20 protein-coding genes are annotated in these 24589 nt (G+C 53.9%); 6 read left to right on the plus strand and 14 right to left on the minus strand.

Features of this window, described 5'->3' with window-relative positions; genetic code table 11:
- Positions 1-293: 293 nt before the first annotated feature.
- The 7 genes from H0247_RS00305 to dgt all read right to left on the minus strand — a co-directional run bounded on the left by H0247_RS00305 (position 294) and on the right by dgt (position 9077).
- Positions 294-1286, minus strand: a complete 993-nt coding sequence (locus H0247_RS00305) for a sulfate/molybdate ABC transporter ATP-binding protein (RefSeq protein ID WP_180740724.1) — start codon at positions 1284-1286, stop codon at positions 294-296.
- Positions 1276-2157, minus strand: coding sequence for a sulfate ABC transporter permease subunit CysW (gene cysW, locus H0247_RS00310; protein ID WP_180740725.1), 882 nt, complete (start codon positions 2155-2157; stop codon positions 1276-1278). The genes H0247_RS00305 and cysW overlap by 11 nt, the downstream gene beginning before the upstream one ends.
- A 12-nt stretch (positions 2158-2169) precedes the next feature.
- Entirely contained in the window at positions 2170-2982 is an 813-nt protein-coding gene (cysT, locus tag H0247_RS00315; RefSeq protein WP_010280704.1) for a sulfate ABC transporter permease subunit CysT, read from the minus strand.
- A gap of 155 nt (positions 2983-3137) precedes the next feature.
- Complete coding sequence (locus tag H0247_RS00320; RefSeq protein ID WP_369987577.1) at positions 3138-4142, minus strand: sulfate ABC transporter substrate-binding protein; 1005 nt, start codon at positions 4140-4142, stop codon at positions 3138-3140.
- Positions 4143-4528: 386 nt separating this feature from the next.
- Entirely contained in the window at positions 4529-5686 is a 1158-nt protein-coding gene (locus H0247_RS00325; RefSeq protein WP_180740726.1) for a CdaR family transcriptional regulator, read from the minus strand.
- Between the two features lie 232 nt (positions 5687-5918).
- Positions 5919-7376 carry a serine endoprotease DegP gene (gene degP, locus H0247_RS00330; RefSeq protein ID WP_180740727.1) on the minus strand — a complete coding sequence of 486 codons (1458 nt, stop codon included), beginning with the start codon at positions 7374-7376 and terminating at the stop codon, positions 5919-5921.
- A 189-nt stretch (positions 7377-7565) separates the two neighbouring features.
- A complete protein-coding gene (dgt, locus tag H0247_RS00335; RefSeq protein WP_180740728.1) occupies positions 7566-9077 on the minus strand; it encodes a dGTPase in 1512 nt (503 codons plus the stop codon).
- 123 nt (positions 9078-9200) lie between these two features.
- On the opposite strand from dgt, the gene mtnN reads away from it, so the two are divergent.
- The 3 genes from mtnN (at position 9201) to H0247_RS00350 (ending at position 11241) form a co-directional block, all read left to right on the plus strand.
- Positions 9201-9899, plus strand: coding sequence for a 5'-methylthioadenosine/S-adenosylhomocysteine nucleosidase (gene mtnN / locus H0247_RS00340; RefSeq protein WP_180740729.1), 699 nt, complete (start codon positions 9201-9203; stop codon positions 9897-9899).
- 2 nt (positions 9900-9901) lie between these two features.
- Entirely contained in the window at positions 9902-10732 is an 831-nt protein-coding gene (gene btuF, locus H0247_RS00345) for a vitamin B12 ABC transporter substrate-binding protein BtuF (protein WP_180740730.1), read from the plus strand.
- Between the two features lie 230 nt (positions 10733-10962).
- On the plus strand, positions 10963-11241 hold the full coding sequence (locus H0247_RS00350; protein ID WP_180740731.1) for a hypothetical protein: 279 nt from the start codon (positions 10963-10965) through the stop codon (positions 11239-11241).
- A 95-nt stretch (positions 11242-11336) separates the two neighbouring features.
- Here the strand turns inward: H0247_RS00350 and erpA are convergent, their stop codons facing one another.
- The gene (erpA, locus tag H0247_RS00355) at positions 11337-11684 is read right to left on the minus strand and encodes an iron-sulfur cluster insertion protein ErpA (protein ID WP_180740732.1); all 348 of its coding nucleotides are present in this window, start codon (positions 11682-11684) and stop codon (positions 11337-11339) included.
- Between the two features lie 79 nt (positions 11685-11763).
- Positions 11764-13179, minus strand: coding sequence for a H(+)/Cl(-) exchange transporter ClcA (gene clcA, locus H0247_RS00360; protein ID WP_180740733.1), 1416 nt, complete (start codon positions 13177-13179; stop codon positions 11764-11766).
- A 173-nt stretch (positions 13180-13352) separates the two neighbouring features.
- Between clcA and hemL the strand changes: the two genes are divergently transcribed.
- Positions 13353-14633, plus strand: a complete 1281-nt coding sequence (gene hemL / locus H0247_RS00365; protein ID WP_180740734.1) for a glutamate-1-semialdehyde 2,1-aminomutase — start codon at positions 13353-13355, stop codon at positions 14631-14633.
- 179 nt (positions 14634-14812) lie between these two features.
- Positions 14813-15436 (plus strand): glutathione S-transferase family protein, encoded by a 624-nt coding sequence (locus tag H0247_RS00370; protein WP_180740735.1) that lies wholly within the window; start codon positions 14813-14815, stop codon positions 15434-15436.
- A gap of 6 nt (positions 15437-15442) precedes the next feature.
- Here H0247_RS00370 and H0247_RS00375 read toward each other — a convergent pair whose 3' ends face one another.
- Positions 15443-16906, minus strand: a complete 1464-nt coding sequence (locus H0247_RS00375) for a PLP-dependent aminotransferase family protein (protein ID WP_180740736.1) — start codon at positions 16904-16906, stop codon at positions 15443-15445.
- A gap of 135 nt (positions 16907-17041) precedes the next feature.
- On the opposite strand from H0247_RS00375, the gene H0247_RS00380 reads away from it, so the two are divergent.
- A complete protein-coding gene (locus tag H0247_RS00380; protein ID WP_040032520.1) occupies positions 17042-17632 on the plus strand; it encodes a LysE family translocator in 591 nt (196 codons plus the stop codon).
- A gap of 42 nt (positions 17633-17674) precedes the next feature.
- Here H0247_RS00380 and fhuB read toward each other — a convergent pair whose 3' ends face one another.
- The 4 genes from fhuB to mrcB form a co-directional block, all read right to left on the minus strand.
- Positions 17675-19645, minus strand: coding sequence for a Fe(3+)-hydroxamate ABC transporter permease FhuB (fhuB, locus tag H0247_RS00385; RefSeq protein ID WP_180740745.1), 1971 nt, complete (start codon positions 19643-19645; stop codon positions 17675-17677).
- 46 nt (positions 19646-19691) lie between these two features.
- A complete protein-coding gene (fhuD, locus tag H0247_RS00390) occupies positions 19692-20618 on the minus strand; it encodes a Fe(3+)-hydroxamate ABC transporter substrate-binding protein FhuD (protein ID WP_040032521.1) in 927 nt (308 codons plus the stop codon).
- A gap of 16 nt (positions 20619-20634) precedes the next feature.
- On the minus strand, positions 20635-21432 hold the full coding sequence (fhuC, locus tag H0247_RS00395; RefSeq protein WP_040032522.1) for a Fe3+-hydroxamate ABC transporter ATP-binding protein FhuC: 798 nt from the start codon (positions 21430-21432) through the stop codon (positions 20635-20637).
- Between the two features lie 598 nt (positions 21433-22030).
- Entirely contained in the window at positions 22031-24508 is a 2478-nt protein-coding gene (gene mrcB, locus H0247_RS00400; protein WP_040032523.1) for a bifunctional glycosyl transferase/transpeptidase, read from the minus strand.
- Positions 24509-24589: the final 81 nt, after the last annotated feature.

Consider the following 24589-nt stretch of genomic DNA (forward strand, 5'->3'; position numbering starts at 1 on the left):
TCATCCTGCACGACCCACCACTTCCGCAAAGTGAATCCTCTCTAAAGTAAATCCATCAAATACTACCTATTGCACGTGTCGTGCAGGTGAGAACCTACGTTCGGCTTCTACTTCATCTAATTTTTTGACAGAAAATATCAAATTTATTTGTTTTCTATTCACGCGTTAAATCGATGACACTGCCGCCCTATATCCAATAGCACTTTTCGCTAATCTTTGCCATACAGCGAGCCTTTCCGATAAAAGTAAAAACCCGCGAATTTCGCGGGTTTTTTATTTCAGTCATCTAACGATTAGATTTCCCAATCATGGCTATAGCGCTTAGGCTTGAACTGGATCACATCGCCTTTCTGTAGCCCTTGCAGACTTACATCGTCTTTTGCAACTTCAGCTTCAATCAGCTCCGACTGTTCCCCCAGTTTCAGCGACAGGCGCGTTAAGGCACCCAGTGGGCGAATATCTCGTACCGTTACGGCCTGATAGCCCTCTTGCGCCTGCACGGATAGCGACACTTCATGAGGACGGAACAGAATCGTCTCTTGCGTCTGCGCCACTTTCAGGCGGTTACTGTCACCCAGGAAATGGTACACAAACTCGCTAGCAGGGTTGTTATACACTTCTGCCGGGGTGCCGATTTGTTCAATCACACCTTTATTCATCAGCACGATGCGGTCAGCCACTTCCATCGCCTCTTCCTGATCGTGCGTCACAAATACCGAGGTCAGATCGATATCTTCATGCAACTGAGACAACCAGCGGCGCAGCTCTTTGCGCACCTTGGCATCCAGCGCGCCAAAAGGTTCATCCAGCAGCAGAATGCTAGGTTCAACAATCAGCGCACGCGCCAGCGCAATACGCTGCCGCTGACCGCCGGAAAGCTGCTCAGGATAGCGATCCCCCAGCCAGTCCAGTTGCACCAGATTCAGCAGCTCATGCACTTTCTTTTCGATTTCACTCTTTGATGGCCGGATATTTTTCGGCTTCATACGCAGCCCAAACGCGATGTTATCGAACACGGTCATGTGACGAAACAGCGCATAGTGCTGGAACACAAACCCTACATTACGTTTGCGCACATCGTGAACGGATACATCCTGACCGTGGAAGATAATACTGCCGCTATCGGGCTGTTCCAGCCCGGCGATAATACGCAGCAGCGTAGTCTTACCGCAGCCCGATGGCCCCAGCAACGCCACTAGCTCGCCGCTGTGGATCGACAAGTTAATCTCGTTCAGCGCCCGAAACTGGCCAAATTGTTTATTAATATTGCGAATCTCAATGCTCATTTTTGGCCAACTCCTGTTGTTTCTGTATTTGCTTCGTCAATCGCCCTTCGCTCCACTGGCGCAGTAGTAACACCACCAGCGACATCACCAGCAGCAAAATCGCTACACTGAAGGCCGCAACGATGTTGTACTCGTTATAAAGAATTTCGATATGCAGCGGCAGCGTGTTCGTCAGGCCACGAATATGGCCGGAGATGACGGAGACGGCACCGAATTCCCCCATCGCACGTGCGGTACATAACACCACGCCGTAGATCAACGCCCACTTCACATTCGGCAGCGTGATGTGCCAGAACATCTGCCAGCCATTCGCCCCCAACAGGCGCGCCGCTTCTTCTTCCTGCGAGCCTTGTTCTTCCATCAGAGGAATCAGCTCACGAGCAACATAAGGCAGGGTGACGAAAATCGTCGCCAGCACGATGCCTGGCACGGCATAAACAATTTGTAGATCGTGTTCGAGCAAGAAAGGGTAGATCTGACTTTGCGCCCCAAACAGCAGGACATACACCAGCCCCGCCACCACCGGAGAGACGGAAAATGGCAAATCGATCAGCGCCAGCAGAAGGCTCTTGCCACGAAATTCGAATTTCGTCACGCACCACGCCGTCGCTAGCCCAAACACCACGTTTAACGGTACGGAAATGACGGTCGCAAGCAGAGTCAACTTCAGTGCAGAGATCGCATCCGGTTCACTAATCGCATCCCAAAATGCACCGATACCTTTATCCAGCCCCTGAGTTACCACCATCATCAACGGCAGCACCAGAATCAGAAAAAAGACGATCCACGCCAGTGAAACCAGAATGTAATAGGCTGCGGGCTGCTTTTTTCTTTTAGCCGCGCTGGCCTGAGCGGAAATAACCTGTTCCATGACGACCCGCCCTTACAGTTTCGGTTGAATGCGGCGCTGCAACACGTTAATCAGCAGCAACATAATGAAAGAAACCAGCAGCATGAACACGCCGATCCCAGTCGCGCCCTTATAGTCATATTGATCGAGCTTGGAGACGATCAGCAGCGGCAGAATTTCGGTTTTAAAAGGAATATTTCCCGCAATAAACACCACGGAACCGTATTCCCCGACGCCACGCGCAAAGGCCAGCGCAAAGCCCGTCAGCCAAGCAGGTAACAGAGCAGGCAGCAAGACATGGCGGAAAACCTGAAGCGGACGCGCGCCCAGACAGGCGGCGGCTTCTTCCACTTCTTTCGGAATATCAGCCAGCACCGGTTGCAGCGTTCTGACCACGAAAGGCAGCGTGACAAAAATGAGTGCCAGCGTGATACCAATACCGGTGTAGGCAATTTTGAACGGAAACAGAGAACCAATCAGGCCATTCGGTGCATACAATGCCGTCAGCGCAATCCCTGCCACAGCAGTGGGCAGTGCGAAAGGCATATCGATCATGGCATCGATCACTTTACGGCCGGGAAAGGTATAACGCACAAGAACCCAGGCCAGTAACGTCCCGAGAATGCCGTTAATAAATGCCGCAGCCAGCGCCGTACCAAACGAAAGCCGCAGGGAGAAAAGCACCTGACGGCTGGTGATCAGATCCCAAAACTGACCAAAGGTTAGTTGGCTGGCATACAAAAACATCCCCGCCAACGGAATGAGGACAATTAATCCTAAATAGCTCAGGCTAAACCCTAATGTTAGCCCGAAACCGGGAATCACTGAGGAAGAACGTTGTGACATACCGTGCCTTTAATTTTCATACTCACTACCTAGCCAACAACTGCTTGCCGACGCGCACTACCTGACAGAAAGGTTAAGGCGGCAGGTCCTCTGCCCTCTTAACCTGAAAAAAGCCGCTAGGGTGATAGCGGCCTTAATCAGTCAGACGTTAAAACTTACTTATTGATCTCTTTAAAGATGGCGTCGAACACGCCGCCATCATTAAAGAATTTGTCCTGTGCCGCTTTCCAGCCGCCGAAATCCTTATCTATCGTCACCAGATTCACAGGGGCAAACTGATCTTTAAACTCTTCAGCAATCTTGGCGTTGCGTGGACGGTAGAAATTTTTACCGATGATGCGCTGCGCTTCATCGCTATAGAGGTATTGCAGATAGGCTTCGGCCTGCTTCTGCGTTCCCTTGCGCTCAACAACTTTATCCACAACGGCAACTGGCGGTTCAGCCAAAATCGACAGAGATGGTGTCACGATCTCAAGCTGATCGCCGCCTTGCTCTTGAAGAGACAGGTACGCTTCGTTTTCCCATGCCAGCAGCACATCGCCTAACTGACGCTGTACAAAACTAATGGTTGCCCCACGCGCACCGGTATCCAGAACTGGCGCATGACGATACAACTCAGTCACAAATTTCAGTGCAGTTTCATCATTGCCGCCCGGTTGTGCTTTGGCATAGGCCCACGCCGCCAGGAAGTTCCAACGTGCGCCGCCAGACGTTTTCGGGTTTGGCGTGATCACTTCAACGCCCGGCTTCACCAGATCGTTCCAGTCTTTGATTTGCTTCGGATTACCTTTGCGCACCAGAAAAACGATGGTGGAGGTGTAAGGCGTGCTGTTGTCAGGCAAACGCGCCTGCCACTTAGGATCGATTAGCTGTTGATTCAGGTTTAAAGCATCAATGTCGCCCGCCAGCGCCAGCGTCACCACATCAGCCTGCAAGCCGTCAATCACCGAACGCGCTTGCTTTCCAGAGCCGCCGTGCGAGTTTTTGATGGTGATATCTTCACCGGTGGTCGCTTTCCAATGCTTAATAAACGCCGCATTGTATTGCTGATACAGTTCACGCGTCGGATCGTAAGACACGTTTAATAACTCGGTAGCCGCCGAGGCCACACCGGAAAACAACAGTGCTGCCGTAGCAACAGATAACCCCAGACGACGTATTGACATTCTTATCACTCCCTAATGCTCGAAAGTATTAGATAAAATCATGACGGATGTGACTGATTAATAACTTAACTAATTCGATTTGCAGGAAAAAACGTTATCGTTTTGAACCGCGTACATGCCGCTTGAAATAGGACGGGTATATCAGGCTGACAACATGGAAGTGACAATAGTGGATATAAGGAAGGGGCAAAAATATTGTTTCGCGATAATTTATGCTATCGCGTTATATTGTTAATGACTATGTAATAGTTTTCAGTCTAAGCAATTTTGTTGCAACGGTAATATTTTACGACGGGATGTGAGGTCACCCTGATGCCGTACGGCATCAGGTAAGTACGGCAGGGAAGAGAACAAACAGGGTTAAGTAAAAACCCTCAGCTCTACTCTTCTTCATCAAGCTGCAAAGCCACGTACAACAACAAACGATCGTCGAAATTCCCCAGATCTAACCCCGTCAGCTCGGAGATGCGGTTGAGACGATACTCCAGCGTATTACGATGAATAAACAGTGCTTTCGCCGTCGCTCCAGGCTGAACGTTATTACGGAACCAAGCCCCCAGCGTCCGACGCAGCAGACCATTGCCGTCCATCGCTTTCAGCTTCGAGAGCGGCCGCACTAGTTCATTTGCCTGCCAACCGCCGCGCAGGCTGTCCAGCAGTACGGGTAACATCAGATCCTGATAGTAGTAACAGCGCTCAGCAGGCATACGCTGTTTGCCCACGCTCATGGTCGTGCGTGCTGTGCGGTAAGAGCGCGCAATACTGCCTGGGCCGGCAAAATAGTTTCCCAGCGCCAACCGCACCCGCAGCCGACTGCTTTCCGCCATGCGCGACATTAGCGTATCCACCCGCCGTCGATGATCTTCTGCATCCCAGCGCCCATGGCTGTTCAACGCCGGTTTTAGCACCACCATTTCGGTCAAGGAAACGATCGCGATCAGGTTGTCACGTTCCGGCGTGGTCAGCAGCGTCTGCAACTGCTGTAGCTCCGCCATGGCGGAATCTACCCCGAGCTGCCCGCTGTCCACTTCGATCACCGCTGCAACACGGGGTTTATTCAGATCAATGCCCAAGCGCTGCGCCCACTCCATGAGAGCGGGAGACAGATCGTCGGTGCGAATCAGGTTCAACACCAGTTCTTCGCGCAGACGGCTGTCCTGCGCTAGCATATGCAGCAGCCTCGCTTGCTCCAGCATCATTTCCGCCGTCATACAGACAAGCTCGCCGTATTGCCGTAACTGGCTGGGATTACCCGTCAGGCCGATGACGCCAACAATTTCGCCATCAATGCGCAAGGGTAAATTGATACCCGGACGCACACCGTGCAGGTGACGCGCGACGGCATCATCAATATCGACGACCCGTCCCTGCGAGAGCGCCAGCAGCGCGCCTTCGTGCAACTCCCCCAATCGTTCCTGATCGCCACTGCCGATAATCTTACCGCGAGCATCCATCACGTTGATATTGCTATCAATGATCTGCATGGTTCGCGCGACAATATCCTGTGCCATCTTGGCATTGAGATGATACGACGCCATTTTTACCTCTGAGAGGAACATTGACAATTGCACCAGCATACCGTCACACGGTGCGCCACACATTGTGCAAATTAACAAAGAAACGGGAATTAGATTAAATCTGTGGAAGAACTCACAAAAGCACGTTCATGAAAAAGCGGGAAACGGTCGGGCACCGAAGTGCCCGACCAGATAATCAACGTAACAAACTGTCTTAAAAGGCAATTATCCACTTGCGCGTTGAACAGAGGGGTTATTGAGCCAGCAGATAAATCGTGCTGCCACCACGACGCACATTCAGCGCCAATACGGCTGGTTTGCTATCCAGAATTTTACGCAACTCGCCAATATTCTGTACCGCCTGCTGGTTAACGCCGAGAATAATGTCGTCCTTCTTCAGACCAATTTTAGCCGCCGCAGAACCGGGCTTGACGTTATCCACTTTGACGCCTTTCTCACCGTCGACCTGCGTGTTGCTCAACTCGGCACCTTCAATGCCAGAGTAGAGATTACCGGAAGCCACCTGAGCCTGATTGCTTTGTTGCAGCGTCACCTCAACCGTCAGCGGTTTACCCTCGCGCAACAGCCCCAGAGCCACTTTGCTGCCCACCGGTAGCGATCCGACCTGCGCCCGCAGCGCGGAGAAGCTGCTGACCGCTTTGCCATTCAGCGTCACGATCACATCTCCCGCCTTGATGCCCGCTTCATCGGCTGCCGATTTTGGTCGTACCTGGCTCACAAACGCGCCACGCTGGGCATCCACTTTCATCGCCTGCGCCAGTTCAGAGTTCAACTCTGTCCCAGTAATACCCAACTCGCCGCGCTTCACTTCGCCAAATTCGACAATCTGTGCCACGACGCTTTTCACCATATTGCTGGGGATAGCGAAACCAATCCCGATATTGCCGCCATCTGGAGCAAGAATCGCGGTATTCAGACCAACCAGTTCCCCATTCAGGTTCACCAGCGCACCACCGGAATTCCCCCGGTTGATCGCCGCATCGGTCTGAATAAAGTTCTCATAGTTTTCAATATTCAACCCACTACGCCCCAGCGCGGACACAATGCCCGAGGTCGCCGTTTCGCCCAAACCATACGGGTTACCAATCGCCACGGTATAGTCCCCGACCCGTAACTGGTCAGAGTCAGCAACCTTGATAGCCGTCAGATTTTTGAAGTCTTTCAACTGCACCAATGCGATATCTGAACGCGGATCTTTACCTAATATCTTGGCGTCATACTTACGGCCATCACTGAGGCGAACCTGAATCTTATCGGCATGCTCCACCACGTGGTTGTTGGTCACCACATAGCCTTTCTCTGCATTAATCACGACCCCCGCCCCCAGTGCCTGGAAATTTTCCTGTTTTGGCTGCGGTTGGCCGTTATCATCATCGTCCCCTTCTCCCTGACACACAGGCGACGACTGGAACGGCGATCCGTCCTGGCAGAAAGGCGAGTTTTCACCAAAAAATGGCTGAAGCTGCGGGGGGATACCTTCTTTTCCCACATTGCCCGCATTGGTGGTATGCCCTTCCACGTAGATGCTCACCACGGAAGGCATGACCTTTTCCAGCATAGGGGCCAGGCTAGGGAGTTGACCCGATGACGCGGCAGACGCCGCTGACTCAGCCGCATTCGCCGTGGTGGAACCCATCGCCATCGCCAGACTTAACGCCAGCGCACTCAGAACCAGTGATTTTCTTTTCATAGGAATCTATCTCATAGTAATCAACACGCGAGTCTTACGGCCCGTGTACCCGACACTGGGTACACTCAGTGGTCGTGATGTATGAGATAAATATGGACCAACAAGGTTCCCGAGGGGAAGATCGTGAAGCGTAAGGAAATATTGAACGGCTTTACAAAACTCGCGATTTCCATTGCCGTCTGTTCGTCGCTAATCTGCCGCCATCAGCTTGCGGTATTCGTCGTAGGCGTACAAATCCGTCATACCGCTGATGTAATCCTGAATCAGACGCGCACGATAATAATATTCACGGACGATTCGCTCGTTTTCAGGTAAGGCTTCCAACGCAGCAACCGCTTCGCAATAGGCCAGACAGTGCTTACTGGATAGCTTGTGATAAAGCCGCGTTTCAATCGGATAACGCCGGTGTGTATCTTCGCGAACAAGCTGGTTGAAATCCTGATAGGGCATCTCGAGCAACGGGCTATAAATCTCCAGCAGGCCGCGAATCACGCGATCTCCCTGTAGCTCCAGTTGTTCAACTTCATGGTGATTAAAAACGTGCTTTAAGGCGACGTGTTTGAAAATACCTAGCAGGCGATTCTGCGGGCTGTCGTCCTCAAGCAACGCCTGATTAAACGATCCGGCATAGATCGCTGGCAGGTTATCAATAAAACGCTTCGCGGCATGCGGCACCATCTGCTGCACGGTGTTAACGCGAAGATTCATGAAGAACTGATCGTCGTGACTGCGCCATTTTAAACGTTCACGCTCTTTGTAGGCGTGTTCAATCGTCTTGGCGAAAATATCTTTCTCCGTTCCTTCTCCCCAATTTTCACGCAACAGGGCATAAAGTTCTTCAATCGTGAGAATCTCTTTCTCAACGGCATCTTCCAGATCCGCAATACAGTAGGAAACATCATCCGCTGCTTCCATAATGTAGCTCAGCGGATGACGATGAAATTCCCCCATATCCAGCTCTTCACGTAGTCTGGCAACAAACGCTTCTTCTGCCAGATAGTAGCCCGGCTTCTTCATCAAATAGTGGTAATCCGCCGGCAGTTCGCCGTGCCAATATGCAGGACGGGTATATTTCAAAATACAGGCGACTTGCCCGTAGGTCAGATTGAGCTTCAGCAATGTGTGTACCAGCCTGATCGCCTGTGCATTGCCTTCAAAGTGGCTCAGATCCTGTCGGATTTGCCCGCGCAATTCGTCCAGCCCATCCTGCTGCATCCGTAGCGTAGGGACTTTACAATCATCAACACGTTCTGGGGATTCATTGTCCAAATAATGGCTATCCAGCAATTTTCTGAACCATTGGTTAATCGCGGATTCGCCAAAATGCCCGAACGGCGGGTTGCCGATGTCATGCATCAGGCACGCCATTTCGACCATGCTTTCAAACGGCGTTTGTCTATCTTCCAGACCCAGCGACGCCAGCCGTCCATCGACTTGCAGGCGGTGCAAAATATCTTTGGCGATATAGCGCCCCACCTGCTGAACTTCCATCGAATGGGTCAGGCGGGAACGGACAGCCGCGTTACGCTCCAGCGGGAAGACCTGGGTTTTTTGCTGTAAGCGGCGGATGGCAGCGGAGTTAATAATACGACCCCGATCGCTCTCAAACTGACGCACAATCGCATAACCATTATCAACCGTTTTAGGTCGGCTGAAATGTCGCTGAAAGCTCATTTTTTTGGCGAAATCGATATCAGACATACGGTTCTCCCTATCATCCCGCTACAGCACAATGATGGACACTCCATCTCATCCCGCTAGCCATGATAGACTAACGTCCGCGATGCACACCTTCCATTTATAACAGAATTTGCGGGGAACCTTATGAAAGTCGGTATTATCGGCGCGATGGAACAAGAAGTAACGCTGCTGCGCGATCGGATTGAAAACCGTCAAACCTTCCAGCGTGCAGGTTGTGAAATTTACTCCGGACACATCAACGGCGTAGAAGTCGCGCTGCTGAAATCCGGTATCGGCAAAGTCTCCGCCGCGCTGGGCACCACGCTGCTGCTGGAACACAGCAAACCGGACGTGGTCATTAACACCGGTTCCGCAGGCGGGCTGGCACCTAGCTTGAACGTGGGTGATATCGTGGTGTCTGATGAAGTTCGTTACCACGATGCCGACGTCACGGCCTTTGGCTATGAGCCCGGCCAAATGGCGGGCTGCCCTGCCGCTTTCTCTGCCGATGAAAAACTCATCGCGCTGGCACAGGAAACTATTGCCGATTTACAACTGAACGCCGTGCGCGGTCTGGTTGTCAGCGGTGATGCCTTCATTAATGGCGCAGAACCCTTAGCTCGTATCCGCACCACCTTCCCGAAGGCCATTGCCGTAGAAATGGAAGCGACAGCCATCGCCCATGTATGCCACCAGTTCGCCGTTCCGTTTGTGGTGGTGCGTGCTATTTCTGATGTGGCCGATAAAGAATCACACCTGAGTTTCGATGAATTCCTGAGCGTTGCGGCACAGCAGTCAACGCGGATGGTAGAAGCGATTCTGGCAAAGCTGGCCGCACGCTAATCGTGATTGTCAGGTTCCTCTGCTGGCTGACTGGGCTGCTACTCTGCACTGTCGCTTATGCCATTCCGCAGCGTGTCATCAGTCTCGCACCACACGCGACGGAAATGGCCTATGCGGCAGGCATGGGCGAACAGCTGATTGCTGTCAGTGCCTGGTCAGATTACCCGCCTGAAGCGACAAAGCTGGAACAGGTGGCTTCCTGGCAGGGAATCAACCTGGAGCGGATCCTCGCACTCAAGCCAGATTTGATTCTGGCCTGGCGCGAGGGTAACCCGCAGCGGCCGCTGGAACAGCTCGCCAATTTCTCGATTCCTATCGTTTATCTGGATGCGAAAACGTTAGACGATATCCCAGCGTCACTACGACAGCTGGCAACCTACAGCCGCCATCCTGAGCAAGCCGAACGGGCCGCGACAGATTTTCAGCAGGAAATAGGTGAACTCCAGCACGCTGGTAAGGCACCTCACGCTGCGCCACTTCGGGTATTCATTCAATTTGGCACTCAGCCACTGTTTACTTCTTCGCAAGCGACGCTACAAAGCCAAATCGTTTCACTGTGCGGCGCAGAAAATGTCTTTAGCGACAGCCCAGTGCCCTGGCCGCAGGTCAGCCGTGAACAGGTGTTAAGGCGCCAGCCACAGGCCATTATTATCGGCGGTACGCCAGATAAGCAAACCAGCGTGCGAGCGTTTTGGCAGCCGCAGTTATCGGTGCCAGTGATTAGCGTGAACGAAGACTGGTTCAGCCGTAGTGGCCCACGCTTGTTATTGGCAGCGCAGCAAATTTGCGCTCAGTTAGCACCGTTATCATCCACATCTTCGTCAGCAAAGTGATTGTTAATTAACACAATGAAAGCATTCCGATAACAATAACTTTATTAATATACAAATTGTAACATTGACAGCCTTTTATTTCGCCAATATTCGCCGATAATCTGAGCACAACGGGGGAGTCATAGGCATAACTTATGATCTTGATTACCACCCGGTGATAACACCAAAGCAGTACGAAATAAAAAATTTTGAACCGATATCGGTTCCTTTTACACCAGGTAGATAAAAATATGAAAAATGCGTTGCTTTACGCAGGCTTACTGATGGCGGTCTGTACCACAGCATATGCAGGGAATCAGGGTGGGCAAATTAATGCTCAACTGACGATACTACCGGCATGCGGCGTAGCGCCTCAATCCGGTCAATATCAAATGACATGTAACGTCGCTTCTGTACCACAACCTAAAATTACTGAGTCACGTATTCAGGTCGATCAGGCAAAACTTTCAGCCTCTGCGGCAAAAACCGCACAGGGTACGGAAACACGTCTGATTACGGTCGAATGGTAATCAACCTAACGTATGACGAGCCGATAAAAAAACCGTGTCTTGATGTCAGGACACGGTTTTTGTTTTTTTAGTCGGCCGATCACCGCAATGCAGGATCAGACGCTGAAAGAGGAACCACAGCCACAGGTGGATTTCGCATTCGGATTCGTCACAACAAAACGAGAACCTTCCAGCCCTTCGGTATAATCCACCGAACCACCAACCAGATATTGCAAGCTCATCGGATCAACCACCAGCGAAACCCCTTGCTTTTCAATGGTCATATCGCCGTCGTTGATTTGATCATCAAAGGTAAAACCGTACTGGAAGCCGCTACAGCCGCCGCCCGTGATATACACGCGCAGTTTCAGCTCTGGGTTTTCTTCATCAGCAATCAGGTTTTTCACCTTGCTTGCCGCTGCATCGGTAAATTGCAGAGGCAATGCTGCTATATCGTCGCTCATATTTTTACTCCCAACTCAGGGCTTACCAGGTGATAAACCCATACTCATACGCATATTATCCGGCAGTCTGCGAAAACGTTCAAGATTTGACAGAAATTGTTGAATTAATCTGCTGCTCCTGCTCAGCCAACGCCTGTCGCTGCAGTGTCCTCGCCAGAATAGAAGAATATAGCGGCTTCCCTCCCAGAAACTGCGCCAACAGTGTCGCACCCAGACACGTCACGATCATGGGTAAGATCAACTGATAGTTGTCAGTCATTTCCAACACCAGAACGATGCCGGTGAGCGGAGCGCGAACCGATGCCGCAAATAGCGCGCCCATCCCCGCCACAGCAAATGTACTGGCTCCAATAGCATAATCTGGGAATAACTGGCTGGCCGCCATGCCAAACGCGGCACCGAGCAAGGTTCCCAGCGCCAGCATTGGCGCAAAAATCCCCCCTGGCGCGCCCGATCCGAAACAAAGCAGCGTCATGAAGACGCGGATGATAAAGATCACAAAAAGCATACTAATGCTGTAATGCTCCGCCGCCGCGAGGGGAATAAGCGTAAACCCGCCTCCGGTCGCTTCTTGAAACACAATGGACAGCACCCCACAGAGGCCTCCAGCCATCGCCCCAACCAACAGGAAACGTGACATTCGTTTAGCGTGGAAGGTCAAAAATAGCGCCTGAGTGCGTAACACCAAGGAATTAAACACCACACCGACAATGCCGAAAATAATCCCAAGTACCAAATATAGCCACAGCGTATTGAGCGGTGCAGAAGGCAGTTGCCCTATGTCGATCACCGCCTGTTCGCCGTTGAAGAGACGAAATACGATACTCGACATGATGACGCCGATGAAAACCGCTTTAATCGAGATAAGGCTGTAACGGAACTGCGGCCGCATTTCCTCAATGATGAAAAGTATTCCAGCCAACGGGGCATTAAAGGCAGCGGATAACCCAGCTGCCGCGCCAGTAGCTAATAATGAGTGGCGCCCATCCTGCTGCCTTTTGGGCAACATGTCCGCAACCATACCGCCAATATTTCCCCCCAGTTGTACTGTCGGCCCTTCACGCCCCAGCACCATTCCCGAGCCAAGCGTGCCAATACCGCCAAAAAACTTAACGGGCAATACGCGCCACCAGCGTACCGGTCTGAGTTCTTCTAAGGCGCCCTCGATTTCGGGAATCCCCGATCCCCCCGCTTCAGGAGCGAATCTCCTAACCAGAAAATATCCCCATACCGCGAGTACAGCCGACACCGCCGTAGCAACAAGCCAGCTCACCCCGCTTTCAGGTAAGTGCGCCAAGAGTGACATTCGCTGTTGTATAACCCAGTTCACCGTACGCTCAAATGCCACGCCGACCAACCCAGTTAACGTTCCTACTATCGCAGCCAGCAGAAGAATCAACGCGGGAGTTTTATCGCGCCGCATAAATTGTGCGATGGCAGCGCGGCGCTCCGCCGCAGAAGAAACAGGTGCAGAAAATCTGATCACAACGGTCATAACCAAAAAAGAGAAATAAGAGTCACTATGTTACCCCTTAAGGATAAAACTGCCTATTTGACCAGAACAGAAGACAAAGAGACCCGCATCTGCTGATACAGCGATTTCATAACGGCGGTCAGTTTATTAGAATACCTCTACATTTTACGATTAAGACCAGTCAGGACCGCGTAATGAACAAATCTGAAAGCCTGTATGCTGCGGCGCAGCAACTTATTCCCGGCGGTGTGAACTCCCCCGTTCGTGCTTTTAACGGCGTTGGCGGTACTCCGCTGTTCATCGAACGGGCTGATGGCGCTTATCTCTATGACGCTGACGAGCAAGCATACATTGATTACGTGGGCTCGTGGGGCCCGATGGTGCTGGGGCACAATCATCCGGCAATCCGTGATGCGGTGATCGCGGCAGCAGAACGCGGCCTAAGCTTTGGCGCACCGACAGAAATGGAAGTGCAGATGGCGCGTCTGGTCACCTCGTTGGTGCCGAGCATGGATATGGTGCGGATGGTCAACTCCGGTACAGAAGCCACCATGAGCGCAATCCGTCTGGCGCGTGGTTACACCGGCCGCGATAAAATCATCAAATTTGAAGGCTGCTACCACGGCCACGCCGACTGCCTGCTGGTGAAAGCCGGCTCTGGTGCGCTGACGCTGGGCCAACCGAACTCCCCCGGCGTTCCGGCTGATTTCGCCCGCCACACGCTGACCTGCGTCTATAACGATCTGTCATCCGTTCGCGCCGCGTTTGAACAATATCCTGACGAGATCGCCGCGATCATTGTCGAACCCGTCGCAGGCAACATGAACTGCGTTCCACCGTTGCCAGATTTCCTTCCCGGCCTGCGTGCTCTGTGTGACGAGTTTGGTGCCCTGTTCATCATCGATGAAGTGATGACTGGCTTTCGTGTCGCACTGGCAGGTGCACAGTCACACTATGGCGTGGTACCGGATCTAACCTGCCTAGGGAAAATCATCGGCGGCGGCATGCCCGTTGGTGCATTCGGCGGTAAGCGTGAAGTCATGCAAGCGCTGGCACCGACCGGTCCGGTTTATCAGGCGGGAACACTGTCCGGTAACCCGATTGCTATGGCAGCAGGCTTTGCCTGTTTGACGGAAGTCGCGAAACCCGGTGTCCATGAAAAGCTCACCGCGTTGACCAATCAACTGGCTGATGGCCTGCTGGCTGCCGCTAAAGCCGAAAATATTCCGCTAGTCGTGAATCAGGCGGGTGGTATGTTTGGTCTGTTCTTCACCGATGCAGAGAGCGTCACCTGCTATCAGGATGTGATGAAGTGCGACGTCGAGCGCTTTAAGCGGTTCTTCCACATGATGCTGGAAGAAGGCGTTTATCTCGCGCCGTCCGCGTTTGAAGCGGGCTTTATGTCGCTGGCGCATACGCCACAGGACATCGATCGCACCATCGAAGCCGCACAGCTCTGCTTCTCACGCCTGTAAAGTGTATCTCGACGGCGTCATTCACTAACACTGACGCCGTCGCATCCATCCGTTGTTTCAGTCTTCATTACGCCCGCTCCCCGCCTCCACTTTTTTCGTCAGGATTCTCGTTTGAGAATGACAAGCCCTCTCAAATTGGTTATGAGTAAGGCTATGTTCCTGAAAATAGCGGAGAGATCATGTTAAAGGTTCTAGGACGCACGTCGTCAATCAACGTTCGGAAAGTGCTGTGGCTGTGTGATGAGTTGGCGATTCCTTTTGACCGCGAAGACTGGGGTGAAGGCTATCAGTCACCGCAGTCACCGGTATTTCTGGCACTCAATCCCAATGCCATGATACCGGTGATTCAGGACGACGATTTTGTCATGTGGGAATCGAACGCGATTATACGTTACCTCGCCAATGCGAAGGACGGAGCCTGGCTGTACCCGCAAGATCCGCGTAGCCGTGCTTCGGTCGATCAATGGATCGACTGGCAGGCCAATGAGCTCAATCCCTCATGGCGTTACGCTTTTATGTCGCTGGTACGCCAATCCCCCGCACATCAGGATCCGGCGCTCTTAGCCGCATCCTGTAATCTTTGGTCGCGCACCATGGGCATTTTGAATCAGCAATTAGAGCGAACCGGCCACTACGTCGCAGGAAAAACGTTCACGCTGGCCGATATTCCCATCGGGCTATCGGTAAACCGCTGGTATGAAACGCCGCTGGAACACACGGACTATCCCGCCGTCCGCGCCTACTATGAGCGTTTAAGCGAACGCGCGGGCTACCTGACCTGGGGACGCAACGGCACGCCATAAGGCTACTCATAACGCTACGCTACCCGGCTCGATACCGCTCATTTCACACGCCAGCGCCCCCGCGCGCTTAAGTGCATACGTGTAGCGTTCATCAAACGGGTAGCAGCACGAGAGCCGCAGCGCGTGCTTACAGCGACCGCTCAGCGTGTAAAGTTCGCCGGGCGTGACGCAAATCCGCTCTTGCAGCAGGCGATGGAACAATTCAACACCATCCACGTCACCCGGTAACTCCAACCAGAAGACAAAACCGCCCTGTGGCTGCGTCGCGCGTGTTCCCTGCGGAAAATGTCGGGCAATCAACCCACGCGCTTCATCCATCTGTGCGGCATAGCGGCGACGCAGGGTGCGCAGATGGTGATCGTAACCGCCGGACTCCAGAAACTGCGCCAGCGTTTCCGATAGCAGCGCCGATTCCGCCATTGACGAGACCGCTTTCAGCCGCGCTACTTTGGCACGGAAACGGCCCGATGCCATCCAGCCGATGCGGAAATCGGGTGCCAGCGTTTTCGTGAAGCTAGAGCAGTAAATTACCCAGCCATCACGGTCGAAGGCTTTCACCGTCGGCGACAGCGGCCAGGTAAATTGAAGTTCGCTATATAACCCATCCTCAATAAGCGGAACCTGATAGTCGTTCACCAGCTTTGCCAGCCGTTTTTTATCCGCCAGCGTCATGCTGCATCCGAGCGGATTCTGGGCGTTAGGCATGGCAATAATCGCCTGTAGTCGCTGTTCTGACAGCAATAGCTCCAGCGCATCCAGCGCGAGGCCACGTTGTGGATCGGTGGGAATCTCTACCGTTTTCAATCCCAGACTGGCCAGCAGAGGAAAGAGATAAAAATAGGTGGGCGTTTCCAGCCCCACACAGTCGCCCGGCTGTGTGACCGTGCGTAGCGCTAGCTGTAGCGCTTCCATACAGCCGTGGGTGATCGTGATGTCCTCGCGGGTCAATGTCATACCCAAATCCATCGCCCTCCGCGCCACTTCTCTCCGCAGTCGCTCACTGCCCGGCGGTAGCGCATAACGGCCAATCAGGTCAGGCTGTCGCCGCAATAGGGAAGCGGTAATACGGCTAATCTTCTCGGTCGGATAGAAATCGGTATGCTGTGGGCACGCCAGAGAAATGTTGGTGTAATCTGGGTGTGTCTGGGCAGCAAACACGGTATCAATCAGGTCCAGTTTCTCACTGCCCGGCACAATCACCTGTGCAGGGTGGGGCTTGCTCTCCGTCAGCGACGGCAGACGTCCGCGCACAAAATAGCCGGACTGCGGCCGCGCTTCGATCAACCCGCGATCTTCGAGAATACGCCAGGCATTCAATACCGTATTCACGCTCACCTGATGCGATCCAGCAACGCGGCGAATAGAAGGCAAGCGGCTTCCCGGCGCTAACGTCCCTTGATGAATCGCCGTGGCGAAGGTTTCCGCGAGCTGTTGATAGAGCGTACTTTCTTGTGAGTCGATAATGGACACAATTCCCCCGCCAGCCAATGAGTACAGTTAACGATTAATGCATTTTGTACCCATAACAATAATCATTTTGTGTATCTGTAACCATTTCTTTTTTCTGCCTACCATAGTGTTCTCCCCCATCATCAGGATAACACCATGCTCGACCCTTCTTTTTTCAGCTATGTCACCGTCATGTCCATCACGCCGGGGCCCAATAATTTGCTGCTGGCAACCTCAGGCGTCAATTTTGGCCTGCGTCGTACGCTACCGATGATGATGGGCATTTCCGTTGGTTGCGGGATACAAACGGCGCTGATGGGCGTGGCCTTGGAACTTCTGCTGAGCTGGATGAGCATGATTCGCCTCCCGCTCACCGTGCTGGGGTGTGTCTATTTGCTGTGGCTATCGTGGAAAATCGTGCGCTCATCGGCACCGGAATTACAGGAGCGCGTACAGCCGATGACCATACTGCAAGGGACGCTATTCCAAGCGGTGAACCCGAAAGCCTGGCTGATGTCCAGCAACATCGCGCTGCTTTATGCCGCGAGCGGCGGCCTTTTTACCACCGTAGTCGCCTTTATGGCGCTCAATCTGCCCTGTATCTTAGTCTGGGCGCTACTCGGCGATCGCATCGGTAAACATCTTCAGGAACCGTGGAAACTGAAAGCCTTCAACGGCATCATGGCACTTTCTCTGGTGTTCACCACCTTCTGGATGCTGGTCGAAGCCATTAACCTCTCCGGCTAATCACACGGCGTCGGCGGGCTTCCCTCCCCGCCGAGGCTCGCATTATTTCACCTGTTTACGCAATAGATAAACAAAGTAAGGCGCACCGATAAACGTCGCGAGCAGCCCCGCCGGAACCTGTGCCGGAAAGAGGATCATTCGGCCGCACCAGTCCGCAATAACCATCAGCGCACCACCAACCAATGCCGAGCTGGCGATTTGCGGTAACACGCGGTTAAAGCCCAGCATCCGCGCCATATGCGGTGCCATTAACCCGACAAAGCTCATCGGCCCGACCATCAGGGTTGCCATCGCGGTTAGCACCGATGCCAACAGCAAAACCAGCAGACGAACTGGCGTGACAGCCACGCCGAGCGCTCTGGCTGTCGTGGTGCCAAGCGGCAGAATACGCAGCCAGCGCTGGCACAGCGGGACAATCAACAGCAGCAGAACGGCAATCACCGCCGTGCGTATTGCGTCTGCCGGCTCGACCGCGTAGGTTGAGCCTGACAGCCAGGTCAGCACCGTCCCCATCCGCGGATCGCCACTGGCTAGCAGCAGCGCAATCACCGTGGAGAACGCCATACTCAGCGCAATCCCCGCCAGCAGCATACGCTGCGTCGAGAAACCACCGCGTCCGGCGATAATCACCATAATCAACAGCGTTAGTGCCGCACCCGCGCTACCGGCCGGAAGTAGCCATACGAATGCATTGCCCGGAACGAAGAACAGCAAAATAATGACACCAAACGATGCGCCGGAGCTAATACCCAGCACTTCTGGGCTCCCCATCGGGTTACCCGTCAGCTTCTGTATTAGCGTGCCCGCGACCGCCAGCATCACTCCAGCGGTTAACGCCGCCAGCACCCGAGGCCAGCGCCATGAGAGCAACTGCGTTAACACATCGCCGCCGCTCCATTGCCAGCCGTCGGCATCTTTCCCTAACATCAGCGCCGTAATCACCACCATTCCCAGCAGCATGACGCCAAGTACCAGCCATGTTCCCCACAGGCGACGTTCAACCGCCGGTGTACTGCTACTGTCAACCATCGCAGGTTGACCGCTATTACGCAGGCGCGGCAACAACCACAGGAGCAGAGGCGCACCCATCAGCGCCGTCGCGGCTCCCGTTGGAACGTCAAGCCACACGCGGCTCAGCCAGATTACGCCCTGATCGGTAACGCCAAGCAGCAGCGCCCCCAGTAGCGGCGCGAATAAGAGACGGTGAAGTAACCGCCGTGCCCCCAGCATTTTCGCCAGCAGCGGCGCAAACAGACCGATGAAACCGATAATGCCTGCCGCATTCACTAATTGCGCACACAGGAAAATGCCCAGCCCAAGCGCACTCAGACGTGCCAGCGACAGCCCAAGCCCCAAGTTACGCGCGACGCCGTCATCCAGTCCCAGCAGCGTTAGCGGACGAATCAACAACAGCGCCAAACAGAAACACACCAGAAGACGCGGGAGAACAAACTGCACATTGCTCCAGTCCTGCTGGTTCAGCACGCCACTGCTCCACAGGAACAAGCCCTGAAGCTGCTCATGATGGAAGAGGACCAGCAGTTGGTTGACCGCGCTACTGTAGAAACTCAGCACCAGCCCCGCCAGTATCAGCGTCACGGGCGATAAACGTTTGCCCCACGCGACGCCAAAGACCAACGCACCAACCACCAGCGCCCCAGCCATAGCCGCGGCCTGTTGGAGCCATGCACCACCGGGCAGCGCCCACAGCGTGACCACTGTGATCCCGAGCTGTGCGCCCGTGGCGATCCCCAGCGTTGACGGCTCAGCCAGCGGGTTACGCAAGACCTGCTGGAACAGTACGCCGCACAGTCCCAGTCCCGCGCCAATCAGCAGCGCCAGCACCATGCGTGGCAACAGACTGTAATGGAACAGAAGCTGTTGCATATTGTCCTGAGCGGGCTGAGTCAGCCCTTCAAGCCACTGTGACACCGGTAATTGCTGCTGCAAATTGTTGCTGCCCATTCCCAGCATCACGATCAGTAAAAAACCCATCACGACCACTGACAGCATCAGCGGATGACCAACACGCGGGGGCGAGGAATCGACAGACAAAGGATTAACCATGATTTCTCGCCTCCAGTGCCTGATTCAATACGCGGCAGAAGCGCATCGCCGAGAGCGTTCCGCCATACAGCCAGACAGCTGGCACGCGCTGCACACGCTGATTACGCACAAACGGCATGGCCTGCCAGATCGGATTACTATCAAGCCGATCGAGCGCGGCACTATCACCGTGTTCAAAACAGAGCACATGGGCATCGCCGATCTCTGCCAGACGCTCAATGCCCACAATCGTACTGCCCCAGAAGCTGGTTTCACCACGCCAGGCATTCTCTATCCCGATATGATCCATCACTTCCTGAAACAGACTGTTTTTGCCAATCACCAGCACATGGCGGCTATCGACCAACGTGATCAACAGCAGAGGTCGCTGGGTATACGGCTGAAGGGTGATTTTTTCCTGCTGAAGAAATTGAGCCAGTTCCGTCAGATGCCGCTCCCCGGCAGCTTTCAAATTTAACGCATCAGCCAATTTCATGACCGAGGACTGTGCCGCCGTCAGCGGTTTTCCTTTTTCACTGCTAAAGCCAAAGCCCAGCATCGGAGAGATACGGGACATTTTCGCGACCGAAGGGCCATAGCCTTCAGAATAAAGAATCATGGACGGGCGAATCTGCGTCAGCAACTCCAGATTCGGCTCGGTACGCAGCCCCACATCAATCACCGATTCAGATAGCGCAGGCTCTTTCACCCACAGGTTATAGTTATGCTTATCCGCGATCGCTAAGGGGGTAATGCCTAACGCCAGAAGCAGCTCAACGGGCAACCATTCCAGCGCCACGATACGGTGTAGATCGGGAAATGTGGCCGTGGCTCCTCTGCTCGCCGCCGAATACACCAGCGGCGACAGTAGCAGCGCCGTCAGCAAACGACGGCGTAGCGGATCGGGAGAGGATAGAGAAGAAAAACGTTCAGGTATCATGAGCAGAAAAACCGAGTTAACAAACGAAGCTGATCGGTGCGCCACCCGCCGGATGGGGCAGAATGCCCATGGGAATACCGTAGATGTTTTCCAGTACGTCCCCTTGCATCAGCGCGACAGGCTCCCCCTGCGCAATCATCTTGCCACCGCGCAGTGCCACCAGATGATCGCAGTAGCGGGCAGCCATATTGATATCATGCAGCACCGCAATGACGGTGATGCCGCGCTCGCGGCTCATGCGCTGAATCAGCGCCAGCACTTCAACCTGATGCGCAATATCCAGTGCGGAGGTCGGCTCATCCAGTAACAGACAGCGGCTATCCTGCGCGACAGTCATCGCCAGCCAGGCTCGCTGCCGTTCACCGCCGGACAGGCTATCCACCAAACGGTTAGCAAAGGGCTTCAACCCAACCAGCGTGATGGCTTCTTCGACCTTTTCCCGATCGGCGCTGCCGAAACGGCCTAATGCGCCATGCCACGGGTAACGCCCTACGGCCACCAGCTCACGCACGGTCATCCCTTCGGCAGCGGGAAGCTGCTGCGGCAAATAGGCAACCTGACGGGCAAACAATTTACTGTCCCAACTTCCGGTCGCCTGTTCCCCCAGCAATGCGGTTCCGCTGCTGGCGGGCTGGTGCCGGCCCAAAATTTTCAGCAAGGTCGATTTGCCTGAGCCGTTGTGACCAATCAGACCGCACACTTTCCCCACAGGGAACGTAATAGATAAGGGGTGTAATAACGTGCGTCCAGCAACGGAAAAGCTGACATCGTCCAGTCTGAAGGTGGTATCAGGCGGTACAGTTTGATTTTGCATAGCGTTTTGGGTTTGTCATGTCACCGAAGGAAAAGGGTGGGCAGAATTCACTATTCCCGTAATCGTCGATCCAAAAGAGAACGATAATGATTACGATAAAGGCTGCATGATAGGCGCAATGGAATACCAATCGCAAGACTTTTACCTGTCAGCAACAGAATGGCATGTCAGGAAAAGCGGTCTCAGGCAAGATGTGGTGCTCGACTCAAAATAGCAGGCACAAAAAAATACCCCCAAATTAATCCTATCCCTTATACACAAGTCTAGAAGTATCGCGGTTTTTTCCGTGGTCAGGCGTAAAAAATTATGCTGAGGAGGTAGCTGGCTTCGGATGAGCCGCAGGACGCGGCGAAAGCTTGCGCCACGTAGGGAACGTGTCGCAAGCGGTCCGCTAAGCCAGATACAGACGAAGGTACCGCGTCAGCGGCATAATTTCCGCCGAAAGCCTGGGGTCACGGGGCGGCGGCGTTTGAGTCGCCTCGTGTCGGGCGCGTGCTACGCGGTAGCATAAAATAACCGTATTGTAAGCGCACGAAACCGTCTCTCAGGCTGCATAAGATATAGCTAAGAGACGGCAACCAGTTGAAGCAACGATAGATTATTGACCAAACATTTCTTTGATCCAGTCGGCGACGCCTTCTCCATCTTGCTGTCCCTGCTGTGCGGAAGGCTGCGGCTGGCTGGCTTGACACAGCGCCTGCGGGTTATCCGTCCAGACTGGCAAGACACGCCCAGCGCTGCTGCCGTTACAGATAAAGTTACCGCTGGCATCCACCGTCATGGTCGTAATGCCTTCCGGTGGTGTCAGCATCAACGGCAGCGGCGTTTGGTTTTCCAGATAGCGACGATAAATCGTCAGCGCACCGTTAGCCCCCGTCAGCTTGGCCGGGCCGTTGTTATCGCGCCCTACCCAGCTAATCGCCACTTCTTTACCGTCGATCCCCGCAAACCAGCTGTCACGCAGGTCATTGGTGGTACCGGTTTTCGCCGCCAGATGATAATTCGGGAACTTCACCGCCAGCGAGCGCGACGTACCGCGTTCGACAACCTGCTGCATACCATACAGCGTCAGGTAGGCCGCTTGTGCCGGAACCGCCCGCTCAGCCTGCGGGAAGCTCTGATACAGCACCGTGCCATCTTCCGCAATCACTGACCGCAGCGAGGAAAGCGGTGCACGATTACCGCCGCTGGCGATCGTCTGGTATTCCTGCGCGACTTCCATCGGCGTCAGACTGATCGCCCCCAGCAGCATCGCTGGTACAGGTTGAATCACGTTTTCCGGAATCCCTAAACGCTTCAACGTTTCCGTGATCTGATTCAGCCCCACAGCCATCCCCAGATTAACGGTCGGCACGTTCAGCGAGTTCGCCAGTGCATCAACCAGCATGACGCGGCCACGGAACTCACGATCGTAGTTCTTCGGCTGCCATAGCTGCCCGTTAGCTTGCTTGATCGACAGCGGCTCATCCGCCAGCAGGGTGTTCAAACGATAAGTGTCCGGCTGACTCAGCGCGGTCAGATAGGTCGGCGGCTTCGCCAACGACCCAACGGGACGACGCGCCTGTAACGCTCGGTTAAACCCAGCGTACTGCGTTTGAGAGCCACCGACCATCGCGCGAATTTCGCCACTAAAACGATCGACAATCACCATCGCCGCTTCCAGATCGCTGACATTACGGCCTGCGCGCAATGCCGGAACACCGACCTCTACCGCTTTTTCCGCCGCATCCTGCGAGACCGGATCGAGCGTGGTAAAGATCTTCACCCCGGAGAGATCGTTAACCTTGTCGCCAAGCCGCTGTTGCAGTTCCTGACGCACCAGTTGCATAAACGCAGGCTGAGGGCTGATGACGCCGCCTTTTGGCTGTACGCCCAGCGGACGCGCGCTCAGCATGTTGTACAGATCGGCATCAATCACCTGCTGATTCTGCAGTAGGCGCAACACCAAGTTGCGTCGCTCTAACGTAATCTCCGGATTACGCCACGGATTGTACAGAGACGCCCCTTTCACCATGCCCACCAGCAGCGCCTGCTGATCGAGGCTCAGTTCATTCACTGGGCGACCAAAATAGTACAGGCTGGCAAGCGGGAAGCCACGGATCTGATCGTTGCCACTCTGACCGAGGTACACCTCGTTAAGATACAGCTCAAGGATACGATCCTTGCTGTAGCGGTAATCCATGATCAGCGCCATATAGGCTTCGTTAGCTTTACGCCACAGCGAACGCTCGTTAGTCAGGAACAGGTTCTTAACCAACTGCTGCGTCAGCGTACTGCCGCCCTGTACCGCGCGTCCTGCCGTGATGTTGGCTAAAAACGCACGGCCAATGGAGTACAGGCTAATACCATCATGTTCATAAAAATGGCGGTCTTCGGTCGCGACCAGCGTATCAACCAGCAGATCGGGGAAGCCGGAACGTGGCACAAATAAACGCTGTTCACCATTTGGCGACTGCATCATAGTGATCAGTTTCGGATCGAGACGGAAAAAGCCAAAGTTGCGCTGATTATCCAGATTCTGGATCTGCGACAGGCGATCGTTGGCAAACGTCAGTCGCGCCTGAATTTGCCCTTCTTTCCCATCAGGGAAATCAAACGGACGGCGCAGCATGTCGATGCTATTGCCGCGCACACTGAATTCACCCGGACGGGTAATGCGGCTTACCTGACGATATTGCATGCCTTCCAGCAGACTAATCATCTCTTTCTGGCTATAGGCCATGCCCGGCTCAAGGTTGACCATGCGACCATAGACGGCGGCGGGCAACTGCCAGACTTTGCCTTCAATACGGCTGCGGATCTGGCTGTCGAGGTACACGCCATAGATCGCCATCGCCACGGCAAAGATCAGGAACAGTTTAATCGCCAGTCCTAGCCAACGTCGCCTTCTCTGCGATTTACGCGTCATGGTTTCGTCGCCGTCATCATCATCGTCGTCATAGTCGTCCTGATAATCATCGTAGTCATCATCATCATAGTCGTCATCCCTGCGACGTCGTATGGCCTGTTTGCGTTCAGGTTTACGTTTTGGCGCTCTCCCTTTGCGTCCGATAGGTTCGCGGTCATCCCCAGACATTACAATAACTTCTCCATCAGGTTGTTCACGGCTATCTGCTCTGCGCTCAAGCCGCCTACTCTGTTTCCAGCCCCTTTTTTG

It is taken from the genome of Pectobacterium sp. CFBP8739, from assembly GCF_013449375.1.
In the GTDB taxonomy this organism is placed as follows: domain Bacteria; phylum Pseudomonadota; class Gammaproteobacteria; order Enterobacterales; family Enterobacteriaceae; genus Pectobacterium.

Coding starts and splice junctions, on each gene's coding strand:
- erpA (WP_180740732.1), bottom strand. CDS start 11,684: ATGAGCGACGATATAGCAGCATTGCCTCTGCAATTTACCGATGCAGCG.
- dgt (WP_180740728.1), bottom strand. CDS start 9,077: ATGTCTGATATCGATTTCGCCAAAAAAATGAGCTTTCAGCGACATTTC.
- H0247_RS00305 (WP_180740724.1), bottom strand. CDS start 1,286: ATGAGCATTGAGATTCGCAATATTAATAAACAATTTGGCCAGTTTCGG.
- H0247_RS00370 (WP_180740735.1), top strand. CDS start 14,813: ATGTTAAAGGTTCTAGGACGCACGTCGTCAATCAACGTTCGGAAAGTG.
- clcA (WP_180740733.1), bottom strand. CDS start 13,179: ATGACCGTTGTGATCAGATTTTCTGCACCTGTTTCTTCTGCGGCGGAG.
- fhuD (WP_040032521.1), bottom strand. CDS start 20,618: ATGATACCTGAACGTTTTTCTTCTCTATCCTCTCCCGATCCGCTACGC.
- H0247_RS00325 (WP_180740726.1), bottom strand. CDS start 5,686: ATGGCGTCGTATCATCTCAATGCCAAGATGGCACAGGATATTGTCGCG.
- cysT (WP_010280704.1), bottom strand. CDS start 2,982: ATGTCACAACGTTCTTCCTCAGTGATTCCCGGTTTCGGGCTAACATTA.
- fhuB (WP_180740745.1), bottom strand. CDS start 19,645: ATGCTGTCAGTGGTCGTGATGGGTTTTTTACTGATCGTGATGCTGGGA.
- hemL (WP_180740734.1), top strand. CDS start 13,353: ATGAACAAATCTGAAAGCCTGTATGCTGCGGCGCAGCAACTTATTCCC.
- mtnN (WP_180740729.1), top strand. CDS start 9,201: ATGAAAGTCGGTATTATCGGCGCGATGGAACAAGAAGTAACGCTGCTG.
- H0247_RS00350 (WP_180740731.1), top strand. CDS start 10,963: ATGAAAAATGCGTTGCTTTACGCAGGCTTACTGATGGCGGTCTGTACC.
- fhuC (WP_040032522.1), bottom strand. CDS start 21,432: ATGCAAAATCAAACTGTACCGCCTGATACCACCTTCAGACTGGACGAT.
- degP (WP_180740727.1), bottom strand. CDS start 7,376: ATGAAAAGAAAATCACTGGTTCTGAGTGCGCTGGCGTTAAGTCTGGCG.
- H0247_RS00380 (WP_040032520.1), top strand. CDS start 17,042: ATGCTCGACCCTTCTTTTTTCAGCTATGTCACCGTCATGTCCATCACG.
- mrcB (WP_040032523.1), bottom strand. CDS start 24,508: ATGTCTGGGGATGACCGCGAACCTATCGGACGCAAAGGGAGAGCGCCA.
- cysW (WP_180740725.1), bottom strand. CDS start 2,157: ATGGAACAGGTTATTTCCGCTCAGGCCAGCGCGGCTAAAAGAAAAAAG.